At 60.1% G+C, this 18,593-nt stretch carries 19 protein-coding genes and 1 tRNA gene; 7 read left to right on the top strand and 13 right to left on the bottom strand.

Annotated elements, in window-relative coordinates; genetic code table 11:
- Positions 1-270: 270 nt before the first annotated feature.
- Positions 271-465: a hypothetical protein gene (locus tag Q0K06_RS11370; RefSeq protein WP_294552508.1), complete on the bottom strand. Its 195-nt coding sequence runs from the start codon at positions 463-465 to the stop codon at positions 271-273.
- Between the two features lie 43 nt (positions 466-508).
- Here Q0K06_RS11370 and Q0K06_RS11365 point away from each other — a divergent pair, with 43 nt between their 5' ends.
- The 5 genes from Q0K06_RS11365 (at position 509) to Q0K06_RS11345 (ending at position 3,886) form a co-directional block, all read left to right on the top strand.
- Positions 509-1,114, top strand: coding sequence for a TlpA disulfide reductase family protein (locus Q0K06_RS11365; RefSeq protein WP_294552505.1), 606 nt, complete (start codon positions 509-511; stop codon positions 1,112-1,114).
- Positions 1,111-1,257 (top strand): CD1871A family CXXC motif-containing protein, encoded by a 147-nt coding sequence (locus Q0K06_RS11360; protein ID WP_294552503.1) that lies wholly within the window; start codon positions 1,111-1,113, stop codon positions 1,255-1,257. The genes Q0K06_RS11365 and Q0K06_RS11360 overlap by 4 nt, the downstream gene beginning before the upstream one ends.
- Positions 1,250-2,134 carry a 4Fe-4S binding protein gene (locus Q0K06_RS11355; protein WP_294552500.1) on the top strand — a complete coding sequence of 295 codons (885 nt, stop codon included), beginning with the start codon at positions 1,250-1,252 and terminating at the stop codon, positions 2,132-2,134. The genes Q0K06_RS11360 and Q0K06_RS11355 overlap by 8 nt, the downstream gene beginning before the upstream one ends.
- A gap of 208 nt (positions 2,135-2,342) precedes the next feature.
- On the top strand, positions 2,343-2,903 hold the full coding sequence (locus Q0K06_RS11350) for a DUF4364 family protein (protein ID WP_294552497.1): 561 nt from the start codon (positions 2,343-2,345) through the stop codon (positions 2,901-2,903).
- Between the two features lie 2 nt (positions 2,904-2,905).
- Positions 2,906-3,886, top strand: a complete 981-nt coding sequence (locus tag Q0K06_RS11345; RefSeq protein WP_294552495.1) for a hypothetical protein — start codon at positions 2,906-2,908, stop codon at positions 3,884-3,886.
- A gap of 116 nt (positions 3,887-4,002) precedes the next feature.
- On the opposite strand, the gene Q0K06_RS11340 is transcribed toward Q0K06_RS11345, so the two are convergent.
- Positions 4,003-4,443: a GNAT family N-acetyltransferase gene (locus tag Q0K06_RS11340; RefSeq protein ID WP_294552492.1), complete on the bottom strand. Its 441-nt coding sequence runs from the start codon at positions 4,441-4,443 to the stop codon at positions 4,003-4,005.
- Positions 4,444-4,597: 154 nt separating this feature from the next.
- Positions 4,598-4,689 (bottom strand) — tRNA-Ser (locus Q0K06_RS11335).
- Positions 4,690-4,917: 228 nt separating this feature from the next.
- Between Q0K06_RS11335 and Q0K06_RS11330 the strand changes: the two genes are divergently transcribed.
- Positions 4,918-5,499: a hydrolase gene (locus Q0K06_RS11330; protein ID WP_294552488.1), complete on the top strand. Its 582-nt coding sequence runs from the start codon at positions 4,918-4,920 to the stop codon at positions 5,497-5,499.
- Between the two features lie 229 nt (positions 5,500-5,728).
- Entirely contained in the window at positions 5,729-7,471 is a 1,743-nt protein-coding gene (locus Q0K06_RS11325; protein ID WP_294552485.1) for a CvpA family protein, read from the top strand.
- Between the two features lie 171 nt (positions 7,472-7,642).
- Here Q0K06_RS11325 and rsfS read toward each other — a convergent pair whose 3' ends face one another.
- The 10 genes from rsfS to Q0K06_RS11275 all read right to left on the bottom strand — a co-directional run.
- A complete protein-coding gene (gene rsfS / locus Q0K06_RS11320; protein WP_294552482.1) occupies positions 7,643-8,005 on the bottom strand; it encodes a ribosome silencing factor in 363 nt (120 codons plus the stop codon).
- Between the two features lie 43 nt (positions 8,006-8,048).
- On the bottom strand, positions 8,049-9,776 hold the full coding sequence (locus tag Q0K06_RS11315; protein WP_294552479.1) for an LCP family protein: 1,728 nt from the start codon (positions 9,774-9,776) through the stop codon (positions 8,049-8,051).
- Between the two features lie 70 nt (positions 9,777-9,846).
- On the bottom strand, positions 9,847-11,067 hold the full coding sequence (gene yqeK, locus Q0K06_RS11310; RefSeq protein WP_294552474.1) for a bis(5'-nucleosyl)-tetraphosphatase (symmetrical) YqeK: 1,221 nt from the start codon (positions 11,065-11,067) through the stop codon (positions 9,847-9,849).
- A gap of 43 nt (positions 11,068-11,110) precedes the next feature.
- Positions 11,111-11,440: a ribosome assembly RNA-binding protein YhbY gene (gene yhbY, locus Q0K06_RS11305; RefSeq protein WP_294552471.1), complete on the bottom strand. Its 330-nt coding sequence runs from the start codon at positions 11,438-11,440 to the stop codon at positions 11,111-11,113.
- 68 nt (positions 11,441-11,508) lie between these two features.
- Complete coding sequence (locus Q0K06_RS11300; RefSeq protein ID WP_294552468.1) at positions 11,509-12,108, bottom strand: XTP/dITP diphosphatase; 600 nt, start codon at positions 12,106-12,108, stop codon at positions 11,509-11,511.
- A 4-nt stretch (positions 12,109-12,112) separates the two neighbouring features.
- Positions 12,113-12,829 carry a ribonuclease PH gene (gene rph, locus Q0K06_RS11295; RefSeq protein ID WP_294552465.1) on the bottom strand — a complete coding sequence of 239 codons (717 nt, stop codon included), beginning with the start codon at positions 12,827-12,829 and terminating at the stop codon, positions 12,113-12,115.
- 48 nt (positions 12,830-12,877) lie between these two features.
- Complete coding sequence (locus Q0K06_RS11290) at positions 12,878-13,045, bottom strand: hypothetical protein (protein WP_294552462.1); 168 nt, start codon at positions 13,043-13,045, stop codon at positions 12,878-12,880.
- 22 nt (positions 13,046-13,067) lie between these two features.
- Complete coding sequence (gene ftsY / locus Q0K06_RS11285) at positions 13,068-13,967, bottom strand: signal recognition particle-docking protein FtsY (RefSeq protein WP_294552459.1); 900 nt, start codon at positions 13,965-13,967, stop codon at positions 13,068-13,070.
- Between the two features lie 72 nt (positions 13,968-14,039).
- Positions 14,040-17,609, bottom strand: a complete 3,570-nt coding sequence (gene smc, locus Q0K06_RS11280; RefSeq protein ID WP_294552456.1) for a chromosome segregation protein SMC — start codon at positions 17,607-17,609, stop codon at positions 14,040-14,042.
- 615 nt (positions 17,610-18,224) lie between these two features.
- On the bottom strand, positions 18,225-18,593 hold a 369-nt coding region (locus tag Q0K06_RS11275; RefSeq protein ID WP_294552454.1), incomplete at its 5' end, for an ABC transporter permease.

The following is an 18,593-nucleotide window of genomic DNA, read 5'->3' as shown; positions in this document are numbered from 1 at the left end:
AACTTGCCCGCAAACCCGCATGGTTACTGGCTTTTCGGCAGTTTGGACTTCCAAAGTGGAAACATGATTTCGAGTCAAGCTCGTTACGACCACTTCGATACGTCTCCATAGAAATATTCAGTTTCAGGCGCAGGCAGCCTAATTGGGCGTCTGTCCCTTAGAAGCGCCGCATCCCACCAAATTCCAGGCGCCGAAAGTGCGGAGAGCAGAAACCAAATGCCGGCACAGTCCTCTGCGCCTGACGAGAGCTTTTTATACGATACCTCATTTTTATTTTTTTGTCAATGGTCTGCAAGAAATCTCTTCGTCCTTTGGGCCGCCTTTCTCTGCCTTCAGGAGCTGGCCCCGCTCCCGCAAGCCGGCAGGATATGCGCCGAAGACGGCGGCTCCCTTCTCAAATTCCGTATGTGCCTCTGCTTTTCCTTGACAGCCCCATACTTTTCCTTTTATAATGGCCCCATCCATCCCCCCATTTCCCCTCTGCATCTTACTTTTTATGGAGGTTTTTATGAAACGCAAAACTGCTGCCGCTCTGGCTGCTGCACTGGGGCTGTCGCTTCTGCTCTCCGCCTGCGCCCAGCCGGAAAGCGCCCCCTCGCTCACCCCCTCCACTGACACCGCTCAGCCCTCTGCCAGTACCGGCGCCCAGTCTGGGGGCGGCATCCTCTCCGCATTTTCTGCCGAGGACCTGGAGGGCAACGCTCTGGATCAGAGTGTCCTGGAGGGCCATACCCTCACTATGGTCAACGTGTGGGCCACCTTCTGCACTCCCTGCATCAGCGAGATGCCCGAACTGGGAGAGCTGGCGGAGGAATATGCCGATAAGGGCGTCCAGATTGTGGGCCTTATCTCCGACGTGCTGGACAGCGACGGCTCTGTCAGCGAGACCCAGCTGGACACCGCCCGGGAGATTGTCTCCTCCACCGGCGCCAACTATACCCACATCGTTCCTTCTGCCGACCTCTATGGCCTTCTCTACCAGATCACCTCTGTCCCCACCACTTTTTTTGTGGATGAGACTGGCGCACAGGTGGGATACGCCTATCTGGGCGCCCGGGACAAGGACGAGTGGAAGGCCATTCTGGACGAGATGCTGGCGGAGGCGGACGCATGAGCTTTTTGAAACAAAACCGGGCTGCGCTGCTCCTTCTTCTGGCTGGAATTGCCTGCGTCGCCATTGGCGTGTGGCGGGGCGAGGCGGAGACGGTGTTCCGCAAGGCGGTCAACATCTGTATGGAGTGCATCGGCCTTGGGTAAGCGGCTGTCCTTTTTCCGGCGGCACCTCCGCACCTGGGTCCAGATCTGTTTTGCCGCCCTGTCGAACGGTTACGCCGCCGGTTTCGCCAGAGGCTCTATCTACAAGGGCAGCGCCAAGCTGCTGTGTGTCCCCGGTCTCAACTGCTACTCCTGCCCGGGCGCCCTGGGTTCCTGCCCCATCGGCTCCTTCCAGGCCGTTATCTCCAGCCGGAACTACCAGTTCACCTTCTACGTGACCGGCTTTCTCCTCTTCTTTGGCGCGCTGTTTGGCCGGTTTGTATGCGGCTGGCTTTGTCCCTTTGGGCTGGTCCAGGATCTGCTGCACAAAATCCCCTTTGTCAAAAAACTGCGTAAGCTTCCCGGCGACCGTTGGCTCCGTTTTTTGAAGTATGTCATCCTGGTGGGCTTTGTAATTGTCCTCCCCCTTACGGTACTGGACATTGTAGGCCAGGGCCAGCCCTGGTTCTGCAAATATATCTGTCCCTCAGGCACCCTCTTCGCCGGAATTCCCCTGGTAGCCTCCAACCCTGCACTTCAGTCCGCCCTGGGCTGGCTGTTTAACTGGAAGATGGCCGTCCTGGTGGCGCTTTTGCTGCTGTCCGTGGTGGTCTACCGCCCCTTCTGCCGCTATCTCTGCCCTCTGGGAGCTGTCTACAGTCTCTTTAATCCGGTAGCCCTGTACCGCTTCCGGATTGACGCTCAGAAATGTACCCAGTGCGGCGCCTGCCAGCGAGCCTGCCCCATGGACATTCCAGTGCAGTCTGCCCCCAACAGCCCGGAGTGCATCCGCTGCGGCAAGTGCAGGGCCGCCTGCCCCCACGGCGCCATCTGCTCCACTCTCCAGCGTGCCCACAGGGCTGACGGCAAAACAATCTGAGCCCGCATTTTTAATGGCCTTCCGCCGTACCGGCTGGTGCGGCGGAAGGCCATTTTTCTCACCCCCTTTCCACGCGGCGGCTCTGCCCCCATCCGGCCCGCTGCTCTCCCGACGGCTGGGGAATTTTCTCTTGTCCTGTCCGCTTTTTCAGGGTATAATGATAGAGTATGCCGTGTCATCTGTTCAGTCAGCAAAGGGAGTGAGTGCCATGGCCCGATATGGGTTTATTCATGACAAGCTGGAAATTAAATTTCTGGTGCTTTATATCATGTCCCGTGCCGCCGCTCCTCTGGACTTCTCCACTCTGACAGACCTGACGCTGGTTGACGAGGGTGTGGACTATTTCGACTTTGCCGAGGCTGTGGCGGAGCTGGTAGAGAGCGGTCACCTGGAACTGAATGAGGATGGCCGCTATGTGATCACCGAAAAGGGAAAGAAAAACGGTACTGTCTGCGAGAGCAGCCTCCCCTACTCGGTGAAGAGCAAGTGTTCCCGCCGTCTGGTAAAGCTCAACGCCGAGCTGCGGCGGGACGCCCAGGTCCGGGCCCAAATTCTCCCCCGTGAGGCGGACGGCACCTGTACCCTCCGCCTCTCTCTGGACGACGGTGCGGGCAACCTGCTGACCGTAGAGCTGCTCTCCCCCTCTGAGGAGCAGGCCGAACGGCTGGCCGAGGGCTTCCGTTCCCATCCGGAGCAGGTCTATAACGGAATTCTGGACGTGCTGCTTAAAGAGGCGGACGCGGCAGAGGCCAAAGAAAAGGATTCATAACTATGTCAGAACCTGTAGTGTTTGGCTTTCCCATCTCCCTGCTTTTCCTCTATTTTATCATCTACTCCTTTCTGGGCTGGATTTTGGAGACCGTCTACTGCTCTGTCCGGGAGCGGCGGTTTGTGGCCCGGGGATTTCTTTACGGCCCCATCTGCCCTATCTACGGCGTGGGCGTGCTGATGATGCTGTGCTGGTTCGCCCCCTTTACCGGCCAGCCCCTTCTCTTCTATGTGGTAGCCACGGTGTGCATGTCCGCATGGGAATACCTGGTGGGCTGGCTGCTGGAGACCACCACCCACATCAAATACTGGGACTACAGCGCCCACAGGTTTAACCTCCACGGGCGCATCTGCCTCTCTATCTCCCTGACCTGGGGCGTGCTGGCCTATCTGGTGATTTTCTGGATCCACCCTGTGGTGGCCGGGCTGGTGGAGCGTCTGCCCGTCTTTACCCTCCATGTGGTCGATGTGGTCCTGCTGGTGCTCCTGGCTGCCGACGCGGCCGCCACCATCCGCGAACTGGCTCTCCTTACCGCCATGCTGCGGAAGCTGACCCAGATGGGCGAAGAACTGCAGGTCCAGCTGGCTCTGAGCAGGGCAGAGCTGTCTGACCGGCTGGACGAGGCCAGAGACGTACTCAGCGACAAGCTGGACGGCGCCAAGGAGTCTATTTCCGATAAGCTGGATGAGGCCAAGGAGTCCATTTCCGATAAGCTGGACGAGGCCAAAGAATCTATCAGCGGCCGCATCGGTTCCGCCTTGGATGGCAGGGAGGCCGACCTGGCTGCACTGCGCAGGCGGTACAGCGTGCTGCTGCGCAAGGCGGAGCGCCAGACCCGTCACCTGCGCTATGTCTACCGCAGCATGTCCTCCTCCACCCTCTCTACGGCCCTCTCTCAGCTCTCCGAAGCGGGGCGCCGCGCCATGTCTGAGAGGGCCAGGAAGCGCGCCGCCCGCCGGCAGCAGAAAAAAGGAAACGGCTGATAACAGTGCATGCCCGGCAGTTCAGTGCTGCCGGGCATGCTTTTGTCCATACAAAGAGAAAACTCCCGCAGTCTTACAGCTGCGGGAGTTCCGGTATGCGGTATCGTATTACAGTATTACAGCAGTATCTGCAATTCTATCGAGCCATGATTCACCGCCCCGGTTGGGCGAAAGCCTAACTTCTTATAAATATCCCAGGCGATTCTATTTTCTTCGGCGCAGTCCAGATTGAGCGCCTGATATTTACCACACGCTCTTGCCTGTTCAATTAAAAGTTGTATGGCCTGGGTTCCATAGCCCCTTCCTTCATGCTCCATGGAAATCATAATTCTCCATAGAATTAAATTGCCGGCTTCCCTATCCTCCTCCAGCAGAAGAAACCCCACCGGAATGTCGTCCTTATAAATTGCAAAAGGAAATACATCGCCATCATTTCGGTAAAGCCACGCCTGCGCCAGCGAAACACTGTTTGGGGCAACAAATGTTTCCCCTTCCGGACGTCTCATCTGAATGACCGCATCAAAATTTTCTTCTGTTATCTCTTCTAAGTGAATCATAACATCCTCCCGAACCTCTTGCGCTGCATGTCCGGACAGCATCTTTTCCGCCAGGCTGCCTGCCGATTCTTGTTGCGGCATCTTTTGATGCGGAGGTCTTTACGAAAAAAGAACCGCAGTACTGACGAAGTTCATCAGTACTGCGGTTCTCATCTGGCGGAGTAGGAGGGATTCGAACCCTCGGGCCGCTTTTGACGGCCACACGATTTCCAGTCGTGCTCGTTATGACCACTTCGATACTACTCCATCTTGGTGCTCATCTGTTTTTTGTTTTCTGTTTACCGGAGCAACGTTGATTATTATAACCACTCGCCTCCAATTTGTCAATAGGTATTTTTTATTTTTTTCGAGTATTTTCATAGTCCCGCTCTGCCGGTATATTTGCCCTCCGCACCGCCCTTGACCCGGCCGCCGGACTGCGCTAAAATAAGCCTATTATATATACTCTATTCTATTCAAAGGAGCGCTGCCGCAATGGAACTGAATCGCCAGCAGGCGCTGGACCTGCTCAAAACGTACAACAAGGAGCCCTTTCACCTCCGCCATGCCCTGACTGTGGAGGCCGTCATGCGCTGGTTTGCCCGGGAACTGGGCTACGGCGAACAGGCGGATTTCTGGGCTGCTGTTGGCCTGCTCCACGACCTGGACTTTGAGCAGTGGCCCGATGAGCACTGCGTCAAGGTGCGGGAGCTGCTGGAGGCCCAGGGCCTGGACAGCGCCCTCATCCATGCTGTCGTCAGCCACGGCTGGGGCATGACCGGCGCCGACGTACAGCCGGAGCACCAGATGGAGAAGGTGCTCTTCGCTGTGGACGAGCTCACCGGCCTCATCGGCGCGGCCGCCCTTATGCGTCCCTCCAAAAGCGTGCAGGACATGGAGCTGTCCAGCCTGAAGAAGAAATTCAAGGACAAGAAGTTCGCCGCCGGCTGCTCCCGGGACACCATCTCCAAGGGCGCTGAGCTGCTGGGCTGGGAACTCAACGACCTGCTGGACCGCACGCTCCAGGCCATGAAAGCCTGTGAGGGCGACATTGAGCGGGAGGTTGCCGCCCTCTAACCGCGCTCTCCCATCCTCCTTGGGGGGAGGCACACCATTCCGATGTGTCTTCCCCCCCTTTTCTGTTCCCCCTCAGAAAAGCAATCGGCCGCTTTGGGCGTTTTTACGTAATTTTAATCTTCTGCTTCCGCCGCCCATGTTGCTTTCGCCCCTTATCTGGGCTATACTAAGGAAGTCCGGTAAGCCGCGCGGCCTGGACCGCGCACTTTGAGAAAAGGAGAATTTCACATTGAGCCAGAAGAAACCAAAGAGCAGGAAAAAGCTCCATGCGCCTAAGAGCAAATTGGGCAAGGTGCTGCTCAACCTTGTGGTCACCGCGGTTGTGGGCTTTGTCTACTTCTATTGCGCCCTCCCTGCCCTGAACCTCCAGTCTGAGGACTTTTATACCTTCGTGGGCTTGCTGTGCGTGGTGTACATTGTCTGCGCCTTTATCACCGGCGGCTTCCACCTGGAGGGCACCACTGTGACCACTGCCTCGGGCAAGGTCACAGCCGTCCAGGGCGGCAAGCTGAAAGAGTACTTCCGTTTTATCAAGAATCAGTGCCTGCCTATCGGCATCCTTCTGGGGCTGCTGATTGTGGTTGCGCTTGTGGGGCAGGTCATCTCTCTTCCTGTCTTTCGCGCCGCCTCTTACCGGGAGCTGCTGGATGTGCAGGAGGGAGATTTTGTCTCCGACATAAAGGAGATCTCCTTTAATGAAATCCCCATGCTGGACGAGGACTCCGCCCGCTACCTGAGCACCACCCAGATGGGCACCATCCCCGACATGGCAAGCCAGTTCGAGGTGGCCTACGACTCCACCCAGATCAACTACCTGGGCCGCCCGGTCCGGGTGGCCCCTCTGGAGTACGCCGACCTTATCAAGTGGTTCACCAACCGCTCCGAGGGCCTGCCCGCCTATATTGTGGTGGACATGGTGACCCAGGAGGTGCAGGTAGTCCGCATGCCAGAGGGACAGGGCATAAAATACTCCCCCTCCGAGCCTCTCAACCGCAACGTGTACCGCCATCTCCGCTTCAACTACCCCACCTATATGTTCGCCGAGCCCACCTTTGAAATTGACGAGGATGGAAATCCCTGGTGGATCTGCCCCCGGGTGGTCAGGACCATCGGCCTGTTCGGCGGCACAGATATCAACGGCGCTGTGCTGATGAACGCGGTCACCGGCGAGTGCACCTATTATGCCCATGAGGACGTGCCCCAATGGGTAGACCGGGTGTACCTGGCCTCCCTCATCATGCAGCAGTATGACTATTACGGTACCCTGATCCACGGCTTTATCAACTCCATCTTCGGACAGAAGGATGTGCGCGTCACCACGGAGGGCTACAACTATATCGCCATGAACGACGACGTGTACATGTACACCGGCGTCACCTCGGCCACCAGCGACCAGTCCAACCTGGGCTTCCTGCTGTGCAACCAGCGGACCAAGGAGACCAAGTTCTACACCGTCCCCGGCGCCACCGAGCAGTCCGCCCGCGCCTCCGCCGAGGGCATGGTGCAGGACCAGGGCTATGTCTCCACCTTCCCCCTGCTCCTCAACGTAGCCGACCAGCCCACCTACTTTATCGCCCTGAAAGACAACCGCCAACTGGTGAAGCAGTACGCCATGGTCAACGTGGGCCAGTTCACCGTGGTGGGCATCGGCGACACAGTAGCCTCCTGCGAGCAGGACTACCTGGATCAGATGGCTGCCAAGGGCATTGCAGTGGACCAGGGCAGCCGGCTGGAGACCGACGTGTCCGGCGTCATCGCGGATATCCGCTCGGCGGTCATTGACGGCAACACCTACTACTACTTCTCCCTGGAGGATGGGGACATCTACTACTCTATCCCCGCCAGGGACAACGATGTGGCAGTTATCCTCAACCCCGGCGACCGCGTCACCATCAACCACGCCCCCGTGGCCGAGGGTGAGACCCCCAATATTGTGGAGGGCTACACCATCACGCTCAACCGCAGAGGCTGAACAAACCGGGTACACGCTTCCTGGCGTGTACCCGGTTTCTTTATGGAAAGTCCCAGTTCGGCCCTGTGTTCCCGGCCATAGTCCTATTTCTATATGCTGCAACGACTATGGTATTATTGGATAAAAAAGGCCCCGCTTTCCTATGGAAAGCGGGGCCTTGCAGTATCGGATTCAGTTCTTGGTCAGCACACCGGTCAGGTCCACAGGTGTAGCGTCGGACCAGAGGCGCTCCAGGTCGTAAAACTTGCGGGCGTCCTCCATGAACACGTGCACCACCACAGAGGAAAAGTCCAGCAGAACCCATGTGCCGCCCCGGTGGCCCTCTACGTGGTGAGGCAGCTCGCCGGCAGTCTCCTTCATGGTCTTTTCGCACTCGTCGGAGAGAGCACGGACCTGGGTGGTCGAGGTAGCGGTGCAGATGACAAAGTAGTCCGCCAGGGTGGTCAGGTGGCCGGTCTCCAGCACCTTGATGTCAATTCCCTTCTTGCTGTCCAGCGCCTTGGCCAGGACGAGCGCAGTTTCCTTGGGCGTCATAGTTGATAAACCCCTTTCTCAGTTGGGTGGATTGTTGCTTTGATTACGCCGCAGGGGCTGTCTCTGCAGGCGCTTCCGGCGTATAGATGGGGATGCCCTCAGGCGGCTCCTCTGCGGAACCGCCGCTCTCAGAGGGGGACGGGGCGGGCGTCTCCGACGCACTGGGACTCGGCACAGGCGTCTCGCTCACAGCGGGCTGGGTCTCGCTGGGCGTGGGAGAGGAAGGCGCGCTCTCACTGGGGCTGGGAGAGGGCGTCACGCTGGGAGAGACGCTCTCGCTGGGGGCCGGATTGGGCGAGGTGCTCCCGCTGGGAGCCGGGCTGGGCGTTGCGCTGCCGCTGGGCGCGGTACTGGGAGACTCCGAAGCGCTGGGGGTGGGCGAGGTGCTGGTGGACGGCGCAGAGCTGGAAGAACTGGAGCCGGAGGAGCCGGAGCCTTTGTTCTTCACCCAGCTGTTGTACTTGGTGTCCTCCAGCACGCCGCTGGTGCAGCCAAGGGTGCCGTCCGAGTTTACATACATGATGTCCAGCTCATCCTTGCGCAGGTCGTCCACATAGGGGTTAAAGTGCTCGTTGACCACATCCACCAGCTCGTCCACGTCAGGCGCCACATAGGAGGGATGGTTGTTGTAGGTCCGGCTCCACACGCCGTCAGCGGACACCCAGGGCATGGTGAGGAAGGTCACGCTGGACATGTCCAGCTTCTGGCCATCGCTGTTGCCGAAAATGGCCTGCTGGGCAAACCAGGCCAGATTGCCCACGGACAGCTCGGTGGTCACATTCTCAAAGAAAATCTGGGCGATGCCAGTAATGGTCTTGACGTCGGTAATCTTCTGGAGGCACTGCTCCAGAGCCGCCTGGAGGAAGGCCTGCTGGGTCTCAATACGGCCCAGATCGCCGTTGGCGTAGCCCGAGTTGAGAATATGGCCGCTGTCGTCGCTGTTGTGGCGCCAGCGCAGCAGCTGCATGGCCTTGTCGCCGTCGATGAGCTGATAGCCGGGCTGAAGGTCAATCTTGAAGTTCTGGGACAGGTCGTTGTAGTACATCCGGCGGGGCACGTCAAAGTACACGCCGTCGATGGCGTCCACCAACTTGCCCACGGCCTCCCACTCCACCACAAAGGTGTAGTCCGGGATGAAGCCCACCAGCTGGCTGACCTCCTCCTTCAGGGCCTCCATGCCCTCGTCGCCGCCGCCGTACATGTTGTAGACGGAGTTAATCTTCTTGATATCCCAGGAGACGTTGACAAGGGTGTCACGGGGGATATTCATGACGGACAGCTGCTGATTGGGAATGTCATAGGCCACCAGCATAATGGTATCCGTGTTTCCACCGCCGTAAGTGTCCCTGCCCACCACCAGGAAGGTATAGAAGTCCTCCTTCCGATCGCTGGACACGCCGTCCGGCCGGCTAGTGGAACCGACTACTTCATCGTCCTGCGTCTCCGTACTGGCGGGCTCCTTGGAATTCCGGTCCGGCTGGGTCACCTGGGGCGGCTTCTGCACAAAGATGGCCAGGGCAATGCCGATGACCACGATGATAGCCGCCAGGACGGTAACGCCGATAAACACGCCGCGGAGCACCTTCTGCCTGGTGGTACGCTGGGGTTTGGGCTTTTTGGCCTTCTGTCCAGCCGCCGCGTCCTTGTCTGTAAACTCCGGCTTCCTGGTGGGGACCGCCTCTCTCTCCTTCTCCGGCGCAGGCTCCGCCTTTTTGGAGGACGGCTTCATCAGGCGGGCGCCGCCCTTTCTGTGATTCTGCTCAGGATTCATTGGTTCGTTGTTCCTTTCCCGCGCGCCGCCTCACCGGCGGCTGTGTCTGTATATTCTTTCCGTCCTGGATTCAGGAAGGATTCTGGGGTCCATGCTCCATCACCCAATTCAGAGCCTCTATGGTGTTGTGGTGAACGGGGACGCCCCTCTCCTTTAAATCCTCCACGCTCATCTCCAGACCCAGGCGGAGCGCGGCGTCCAGATCACAGCGGGTCAGCTCCCGCAGCTTCTCCACGCCGGGAAAGTCCCGGGTGGGCTCCATGTAGTCGGCCAGATAGAGCACCTTCTCCAGGGTGGACATACCGGCCTTTCCAGTGGTGTGCCAGAAGATGGCCCAGTATATGTCGTCCGGCGCGCCGTACACGTCCCGCGCAATGGCGGCGCCAGTCTTGGAGTGAAGCAGCTTCACCGATTTCTGCTCTAAATCGTCCAATACAATACCATATTGCCGGCACAATTGCAACTGTTCTTCCATATTCAAATATTTGGTGCAGTCGTGGAGGATGGCCGCCCTGCGGGCTTTCTCCACGTCGGCCCCCCAGCGCTCTGCCAGTTCCACCGCCGTCTGCTCGGTCCCCTTGACGTGGGGAATGCGCTTGGCCCGGATCATACTGTACGACGCGCAGCGCAGCTCGGCGTCGTTCAGATTCTTCAGGTCGGGGTGTTCGCCATACAGCCCGTTGCGCAGGATATAGCCGTACACTGGCGGCCACAGCCGGTCGCCCCCCTGCCCCGTCTCCAGCAGCTCCCGGACCTGGGTGGAGGAGAGATCGGTAATCCTGGGCAGCTCCACCAGCTGCACCCGGGCCTGGTAGGTCTTGGCCAGATAGTCGGCCTGCCTGCGCAGTCTCTCGCCGCTGTCAGTCTCAGTTCGGGCGAAGGCCGCAATCCCCGCCAGGGACATGATCTCCTTCGGCTCGTACCAGTTATGAATGGTGAGGAACATATCCGTCCCCATCAGCAGCCAGAGCTCGTCGGCCGGAAAGCGGCTGTGCAGCTCCTCCAGGGTGTCCGCCGTGTAGCTCTTCCCTGTCCGGCGCAGCTCGATGTCCAGCGCCTCCACGTCTCCCCGGCGGCCGATGGACTCCCCCAGGCCGTCGGCCATCAGGGCGGTCATGGCCAGGCGGTGCTCCGCTCCGGCTCCATCCGCCGGAAGCTCTTTATGGGGCGGCAGGGCCGCGGGAATGAAAAACAGCTTGTCCAGGCCCAGCGCGGCTATGGCCGCCTGTGCCGCCGCCATATGCCCCAGGTGGGGCGGGTTAAAGGTGCCGCCATAGATACCGATTTTCAAGTGAGCCAGCTCCTTTCACGCAATTGCTTTTGCTGAATGTCTGTCACACCACCGGCTTTTTCCGGCTGTCCTTTACCAGAACAATCTTGTCCTTCTTGTCCTTTTTATGACTTGGACGATAGAGAACAAATTTTGTTCCAATCACCTGCACAACCTCGCTCCGGGTGGCCGCAGCCAGCTCCTCGGCCGCCTCCCGGGCGGTGAGCATGGAGTTCTCCAGAACCTTGCCCTTGATGAGCTCCCGGGCCTCCAGTGCGTCGTCGGCCTGCTTGACCAGATTGTCCCCCAGGCCGTCCTTGCCCACGTGGACAATGGTGTCAATGCTGTTGGCCAGGCTCCTGAGCTGGGCGCGCTGCTTACTTGTCAAATCCATAGGTCTTTTGGCGGGTTCTCCCGCCGCCTCCTTAATATATTATTATTCAAACGGCCTTTCCTAACCGCTTAAAGCTGATGTTCCTGGCGGTACTCCGCCAGCTTGTCCTTGAAAACCGCCAGCGCGTTGCCCCGGTGGGAGATGGCGTTCTTCTCCTCGGGCAGCAGCTCGGCAAAGGTCTTTTTCAGCTCCGGCACAAAGAAGATGGGGTCGTACCCAAAGCCGTCCGCCCCCTTGGGCGCATAGGCCAGGGTACCCCGGCACTCGCCCCGGGCGGTCACCGTATCCCCGTTGGGGAAGCAGCAGCAGATGGCCGACACAAATCTGCACCGGCGGTCCAGCTGGCCTTTCATGTTCTCCAGCAGCAGCCTGTAACGGCCCGCGTCGTCCAGGCCGGGGCCGCCGTACCGGGCGGAGTACACGCCGGGGGCGCCGCCCAGCGCGTCCACGCACAGGCCGGAGTCGTCGGCAATAGCGGGCAGGCCGGTGGCCTCCATGACCGCTTTCGCCTTCAGCAGGGCGTTCTCCTCAAAGGTGGCGCCCGTCTCCTCCACGTCCACATCGGCCCCCACGTCAGACTCCAGGACCACCTCCACCCCCTGGGCGGAGAGAATATCCTGCATCTCCCTGAGCTTGTGGCTGTTCTTGCTGGCCAATACCATTTTCATATACTCAACCTCCCAGGGCGGCCTTCTGAACCGCCTGCACTTCCCGGATGCCCTTGGCACACAGCTCCACAAGAGCCCGCTGCTCGGCCAGGGTAAAAGCCCGGCCCTCGCCGGTGCCCTGGAGCTCTACCAGCTGCCCCTCGCCGGTCATGACGCAGTTCAGGTCCACCTGGGCGGAGGAGTCCTCCTCATAGCACAGGTCCAGCAGCAGCTGATCGTCCACAATTCCGGCGGAGATGGCCGCCACGCAGGTCTTGAGGGGCATGGCCTCCAGGGCGCCCTCCTCCACCAGCTTGTGCAGGGCCAGGCTCAGGGCCACAAAGCCGCCGGTGACGCTGGCGGTACGGGTGCCGCCGTCCCCCTGGAGCACGTCGCAGTCCACGGTGATGGTGCGGGGCCCCAGGGCCTTCATGTCCACCGCCGCCCGGAGGGACCGGCCCACCAGCCGCTGGATCTCAGCGGAGCGGGCAGACAGCTTCAGCTTGGCAATGTCCCGCTTGCTCCGCTCCCGGTTGGCCCGGGGCAGCATGGAGTACTCGGCAGTAACCCATCCCTCCCCCTCCGGGACGTGAGGGGGCACCCGGTCCTCCACCGAAGCGGTGCAGAGCACATGGGTGTTGCCACAGCGGATGAGGCAGGAGCCCTCCGCAAATTTGTTGATGCCGGGAATAATCTCAATGGGCCGCAGCTGGTCGTTGGCCCGTCCGTCAATTCTCGCCATTGATATACCTCCAAAACAGGTTGCGTCCTCAGAGGACACGCATTCTCTCTACTGTTCCCGCAGGCCCAGAATTTCAAGCGTCAGGCCGGCAGACACCAGCAGCAGCGCCATAGCCGCCGCCCAGACGCCGGCCTGAAGCAGCGTCCCGGCCTCCATCAGGGCAGTCAGCAGGAGCCCCGCCAGAATGCAGGCGCCGCCTATTACCAGGTTTTTCATTGGTCTCCTTCCTTATTATATATCAAATCAGCGCGCGGACAAAGCTCTCCGCCTCAAAAGGCATCAAATCATCGATACCCTCGCCCACGCCCACGTACTTCACCGGCACCTGGAGGGTGTCGGCAATGGCGATGACAATGCCGCCCTTGGCGGAGCCGTCCAGCTTGGTGAGAACAATGCCGGTAATACCGGCGGCCTCCATAAACTGCTTGGCCTGGATAAGGCCGTTCTGGCCGGTGGTGGCGTCCAGCACCAGCAGGGTCTCGGTCCGGCTGCCGGGCAGCTCCCGGTCGATAACACGGCCAATCTTGTTCAGCTCGTTCATCAGGTTCTGCTTGTTGTGGAGCCGGCCCGCAGTGTCCACCAGCACCACATCGGTCTTGCGGGCCTTGGCGGCCTGCATGGCGTCAAACACCACGGCAGCGGGGTCGGCCCCCTCGTGCTGCCGGACCAGCTCCACCCCGGACCGCTGGGCCCAGATCTCCAGCTGGTCGGCGGCGGCGGCGCGGAAGGTGTCGGCGGCGGCCAGCAGTACCTTCCGCCCCTCTCCCTTCAGCCGGGCGCCCAGCTTGCCGATGGTGGTTGTCTTACCCACGCCGTTGACGCCGATGACCAAAATCACAGTGGGAGAGGCGCTCAGGTTCAGGGTGCTGTCACCTACATTCAGCATATCGATCAGCACCCGGCGCAGACATTCACGGGCCCCCTCCGCGTCCCTGATCTTCTCCGCCTTAACCCGGCGGCGCAGCTCGGCCACCGCCTTGATGGTGGTATCCATGCCCATGTCGCCCAGGATAAGAGTCTCCTCCAGCTCGTCGTAGAAGTCATCGTTCAGCTCGCCGGCAAACAGGCTGTCCAGCGAATGGCCGATGTTCTCCTTGGTGCGGGTCAGCCCCGCCTTGATCTTGTCAAAAAAACCCATGTGGTCTCGGTTCCTTTCGTTTTGCGTTTTGTATCAGTATTCCGCAGGTCTCCGGCATTGAAACGCGGCAATTTACTTGATATTCAGCTCTTTTTCCACGTCGTTCAGGTTGATGGTCAGGATGCGGCTTACACCTTGTTCTTGCATGGTGACGCCGTAGAGCACGTCAGCCTCCTCCATGGTGCCGCGCCGGTGGGTGATGACAATGAACTGGGTCTTGTCGCTCATCTGCCGCAGGTAGTGGGCGAAGCGGACCACATTGGCGTCATCCAGGGCAGCCTCAATCTCGTCCATGACGCAGAAAGGCGTGGGGCTCACCTTCAAAATGGCAAAGTAGAGGGCGATGGCCACAAAGGCCTTCTCGCCGCCGGAGAGCAGAGAGATGATCTTCAGCGCCTTGCCCGGGGGCTGAACCCTGATCTCAATGCCGCAGTTGAGAATATCATCCGGATCCTCCAGCTCCAGAGTGGCCCGGCCGCCGCCGAACAGCGCCTGGAAGGTCTCTCCAAAAGCCTGGTTAATGATGGCGAACCGGTTGGAGAAAATATTCTTCATCTCGGCAGTGATGTCGGCAATGATGCCTTCCAGCTCCTTCTTGGACTTCTGCACGTCGTCCCGCTGGTCCTTTAAGTAGGTATACCGCTCGTTGATGCGCTGGAACTCGTCGATGGCGTCCAGGTTGATGTTGCCCAGGCCGGAGATGGACTTTTTCAGCTCTCCGATGCGGCGCTGAGCCTTGGGCACGCTCTCCAGCTCCACCCGCTGCTGGCGGGCGGCCTCGTGGGAGAGCTCGTAGGTCTCCCACAGCTTGTCCAGAATCCCCTTCTCCTCCATGGAGCTGGACAGTTTCTTCTGCTCCAGCACGGACACTTCCCGCTCCATGGCCAGCAGCTCGGTGTTCTTGTCCCGGCTCTCCCGGTCGGCCTGGTTCCGCCGGCCCTCCAACTCCAGCTTTTCACTGTTAAGCCGCTGGATGGCCTGGTTCCGGCTCTGATTCTCCTCCCGAATGGTCTGGAGCTTCCGCTCCTGGTCCAGAATCTGAGCGTTCAAATCGTCGTTCTTGGCCTTCAGATCGGCTATCATTTTGGCCCGCTGCTCCCGGTCCCCCGCCATGTCCCGGCGCAGGTCCTCCAGCTCCTCCAGCGCCTTCTGGGAGGCGTCCTGCTCGGCTTCCAGACTGGCCAGCTTCATATTCAAAGCGGCAATCTGCTCGCCGATGGCGCTCACCTTCTCCTGCAGGCGGCTCTGGCCCTCCGCCTTGCTGTCCGCCTCCGCCCGCAGTGCGGCGGCGGAGCCCTCCAGCGCCTCGATGCGGCTTCTGGCGGCGGCGGTATCCGTCTCAGTCTGGGCCGCCCGCTGCTCCAGCTGCTTCAGTTCGGCACGCTGGACCTCCTGCTGGCGGCGCAGCTCGGCAAGCTGGGTCTCATAGTGGCCGCAGCGCTCCTCCAGCTTGAGGATGGTGTCCTCATGGGTGCGCTGCTGGGCCTGGGCGGTCTCCACCTCGTACTGGGCCACCGCCGCCTCCCGTCTGGCCTCATCCAGCACCTTGGCCGCCTCGGCCAGGGCATCCCGGACGCCATTTAATTGAGTATTCAGCCGCTCCAGCTCATTGGCCCGGCTGAGAATACCCGCCGAACGGGAGGCCGAACCGCCGGTCATGGAGCCGCCGGGGTTGAGCACCTGTCCGTCCAGTGTGACGATGCGGAACCGGTAGTTATACTTCCGGGCCATGGCGATGGCCCGGTCCATATCCTCCGCGATGACCACCCGGCCCAGCAGGTTGGAAAAGACCTTCTCATAGGCGGGTTCAAACCGGATCAGCCGGTCCGCCATGCCCACAAAGCCGGGCTCCCTCTCCACAGCCCGGTCCCGGAACTCGGAGGGCCGGATGGAGGTCAGGGGCAGAAAGGTGCAGCGCCCGCCGTCCCGCCGCTTCAGGCACTGGATGGCGGCCTTACCTGCCTCCTCCGTGTCCACCACGATGTTCTGCATGGCGGCACCCAGGGCAATCTCAATGGCAACGGTGTACTGGTCCTCCACGTGGAGCAGCCCGGCCACCGGGCCGCGGATGCCACGCAGCTGGCCCCGCTCGGCCTCCCCCATGACCACCTTGATGGCCTTGGAGTAGCCCTCGTAGGCCTTCTCCATGTCCCGCAGCATGTGGATGCGGGATTTGAGGGCGTTCTCCTCCATCTGGAGCTTCATGTGCCGGTCCTGGGTCTCCTTCACCTTACGGCTGCGGGACTCCAGGCGCAGAGTATAGCCGCTGATGACGTTCTTCAGGGCGTCCCGATCCTCCCGGGCCTGCTCCAGCTCGGCGCGGGCCGTCTTTTCCTCCGTCTGGGCGGTGGTCAGCCGCTCCTCGGCGGCGGCCAGCTCCCGCCGCACCGCCTCGTCCCGGTCCATCAGCTCCTGGGCGGCGGCGGCCAGCGCGGACAGCAGCGCCCTGGCCTCGGAAGCGGAGGCGCTCTCCACCGCCTCCTTCTGGCGCAGGGCCTCCATCTCGGCGGCCAGGGTGCCGGCGTTCCGCACCGCCTCCTCAGACTGATTCTGATAGTCCTTCAGGGTGGAGCGCAGCGCGTCTGCCTCCTCTATAATCGAGCGGATTCGGCTCCGGCGGTCCTCAATCTGGGCACCAATGCTGTCGTCCCGCCCCTCCTGGGCGGCCAGCTCCTCCTGTAGGCGGCCGCTGTTCTCCATATTGTTCTGGATGTTGGCCTTGAGCACGGCGATGGCGTTGTTGCACAGGTTGGCATCCGCCTCCCGCTGCATCATTTCAAAGCGGATGTGCTCAGCCTCCACGTCCTTCTCCCGCATTTGAGCGGCATAGCCCTCGGCTGCGGCATACAAAGTCTCCACCTGGCGCTGGGCCTCGTCTTTCTGACGGACCGCGTTCTCATAGTCGCTCAGGGTCTTGAGGGCCGCGGCCCGGATTTTCTCCAGCTGGTCCAGCCAGACCGAAATCTCCAGCCCCCGCAGCTCGTCCCGCAGGATGAGATACTTTCTGGCCTTCTCCGACTGCGCCCGCAGGGGCTCCACCTGGAGCTCCAGCTCATCCAGCTTGTCATTGATACGGACCAGGTTTTCATCCGTGCGGGTGAGCTTATGCTCCGCCTCCTCTTTGCGGTGGCGGTAGCGGGAGATACCTGCCGCCTCTTCAAAAATCTCCCGGCGGTCGCCGGACTTGACCGAGAGAATCTCATCGATTTTGCCCTGGCCGATAATGGAATACCCTTCCCGGCCCAGACCGGTGTCCATAAAGAGCTCGTTGACATCTTTCAGGCGGACGCTGCGGCGGTTGATGTAGTACTCGCTCTCCCCCGAGCGGTAGTACCGCCGGGTAACCATAACCTCGCTCTCCTCCAGGTCAAAGAAGTGCTCGGAGTTGTCCAGCACCAGAGATACCTCGGCAAAGCCCTGCTGCTTACGCTTGGCCGTGCCGCCGAAAATCACGTCCTCCATTTTGCCGCCCCGGAGGGCACGGGTGGACTGTTCTCCCATAACCCAGCGGATGGCGTCGGAGATATTGGACTTGCCGCTTCCGTTGGGACCCACGATGGCGGTGATGTCCTCCCCAAAGGTGAGCACCGTCTTATCCGGGAAGGACTTGAACCCTTGAATTTCGAGTGATTTAAGGTACATAAGCACCCTTCTTTCTTCTCATAGCCGCTCAAATCCCCTTATTCCAAGGGGTTCCAGGCTTTTGTGCTTACATAACCCCTTACAAATTTCTATAACTTTTCAAGGTGTGGTGTAACGTGTGACCGCTGAACTGGGGTAAACTGCACCGTTACCCATATTATTTTTTCTCAGCGAAGTATTCTTCCCGGTTTATGTACGCGTGAATTTTTTATGTTGAATGAAACGCGTACGCTGAAATAAATAGCATTTTATTTTACCACATCAGATATTGTTTTTCAAGATTTAGACCACTCGCGCCATTTTATCGCCCTTTTCAGCCAGAATTCAGCGGGCACTCCCCGCTTTCAACGCAGGCAGCAGCCTTGCCCGCTGTCACATCCACCTTTTTCCCAGCCGGAAGTGCCCGTCCCATTTCTTCAGCAGCAGCCCGGCTTACAAGACAGGACCGCAGCGGGCGGCGGCGCTGCGCCCGTATGCCATCTCAGTCCAATCTGAAAACAGCAGAAAAGACGGCCGCTGTGGAGCAACAGCTCCACAGCGGCCGGGTTCTTACGCCGAGCAAGTATACTTGCCCCGGCAAAGACAGTGACAGCTCTTTATAGCTTTGCCCGGGAATCACTCCATCCGCAGCCGTTCCACAATGCTGTGCTTTTCCAGACTGCGGAAGCAGAGGTACGGAATCAGGACTGCGAAAACCAGCAAAATCGGGGTGCAGGCCGCCAGCGGCAGGAGGGTGAAGCGGAAGGTGGTAAAGCCGCCCTCCACCATCGCCCGGACCACAATGCCCACGGCCAGGCTGCTGAGGAGATACGATGCCGCCAGCGTCAATACCGCGTAAAACAGTCCCTCGTCCACCAGCATCCTGTTCAGCTGGCGCTTGGTCATGCCCACGCTCTGGATCACTGCAAACTCCCGCTTGCGGGACACGATGGCGGTCACCATCGAGTTGATGAAGTTCAGCACACCCACCAGGGCGATGACCAC

The sequence above is a fragment of the uncultured Pseudoflavonifractor sp. genome (assembly GCF_944387805.1).
Lineage (GTDB): Bacteria > Bacillota > Clostridia > Oscillospirales > Oscillospiraceae > Pseudoflavonifractor.
Note: the sequence above shows the minus strand (reverse complement) of the source record. Positions and strands in the feature narration are given on the sequence as shown.

Coding starts and splice junctions, on each gene's coding strand:
- Q0K06_RS11370 (WP_294552508.1), bottom strand. CDS start 465: ATGGATGGGGCCATTATAAAAGGAAAAGTATGGGGCTGTCAAGGAAAA.
- Q0K06_RS11365 (WP_294552505.1), top strand. CDS start 509: ATGAAACGCAAAACTGCTGCCGCTCTGGCTGCTGCACTGGGGCTGTCG.
- Q0K06_RS11360 (WP_294552503.1), top strand. CDS start 1,111: ATGAGCTTTTTGAAACAAAACCGGGCTGCGCTGCTCCTTCTTCTGGCT.
- Q0K06_RS11350 (WP_294552497.1), top strand. CDS start 2,343: ATGGCCCGATATGGGTTTATTCATGACAAGCTGGAAATTAAATTTCTG.
- Q0K06_RS11345 (WP_294552495.1), top strand. CDS start 2,906: ATGTCAGAACCTGTAGTGTTTGGCTTTCCCATCTCCCTGCTTTTCCTC.
- Q0K06_RS11340 (WP_294552492.1), bottom strand. CDS start 4,443: ATGATTCACTTAGAAGAGATAACAGAAGAAAATTTTGATGCGGTCATT.
- Q0K06_RS11330 (WP_294552488.1), top strand. CDS start 4,918: ATGGAACTGAATCGCCAGCAGGCGCTGGACCTGCTCAAAACGTACAAC.
- rsfS (WP_294552482.1), bottom strand. CDS start 8,005: ATGACGCCCAAGGAAACTGCGCTCGTCCTGGCCAAGGCGCTGGACAGC.
- Q0K06_RS11315 (WP_294552479.1), bottom strand. CDS start 9,776: ATGAATCCTGAGCAGAATCACAGAAAGGGCGGCGCCCGCCTGATGAAG.
- yhbY (WP_294552471.1), bottom strand. CDS start 11,440: ATGGATTTGACAAGTAAGCAGCGCGCCCAGCTCAGGAGCCTGGCCAAC.
- Q0K06_RS11300 (WP_294552468.1), bottom strand. CDS start 12,108: ATGAAAATGGTATTGGCCAGCAAGAACAGCCACAAGCTCAGGGAGATG.
- rph (WP_294552465.1), bottom strand. CDS start 12,829: ATGGCGAGAATTGACGGACGGGCCAACGACCAGCTGCGGCCCATTGAG.
- Q0K06_RS11290 (WP_294552462.1), bottom strand. CDS start 13,045: ATGAAAAACCTGGTAATAGGCGGCGCCTGCATTCTGGCGGGGCTCCTG.
- ftsY (WP_294552459.1), bottom strand. CDS start 13,967: ATGGGTTTTTTTGACAAGATCAAGGCGGGGCTGACCCGCACCAAGGAG.
- smc (WP_294552456.1), bottom strand. CDS start 17,609: ATGTACCTTAAATCACTCGAAATTCAAGGGTTCAAGTCCTTCCCGGAT.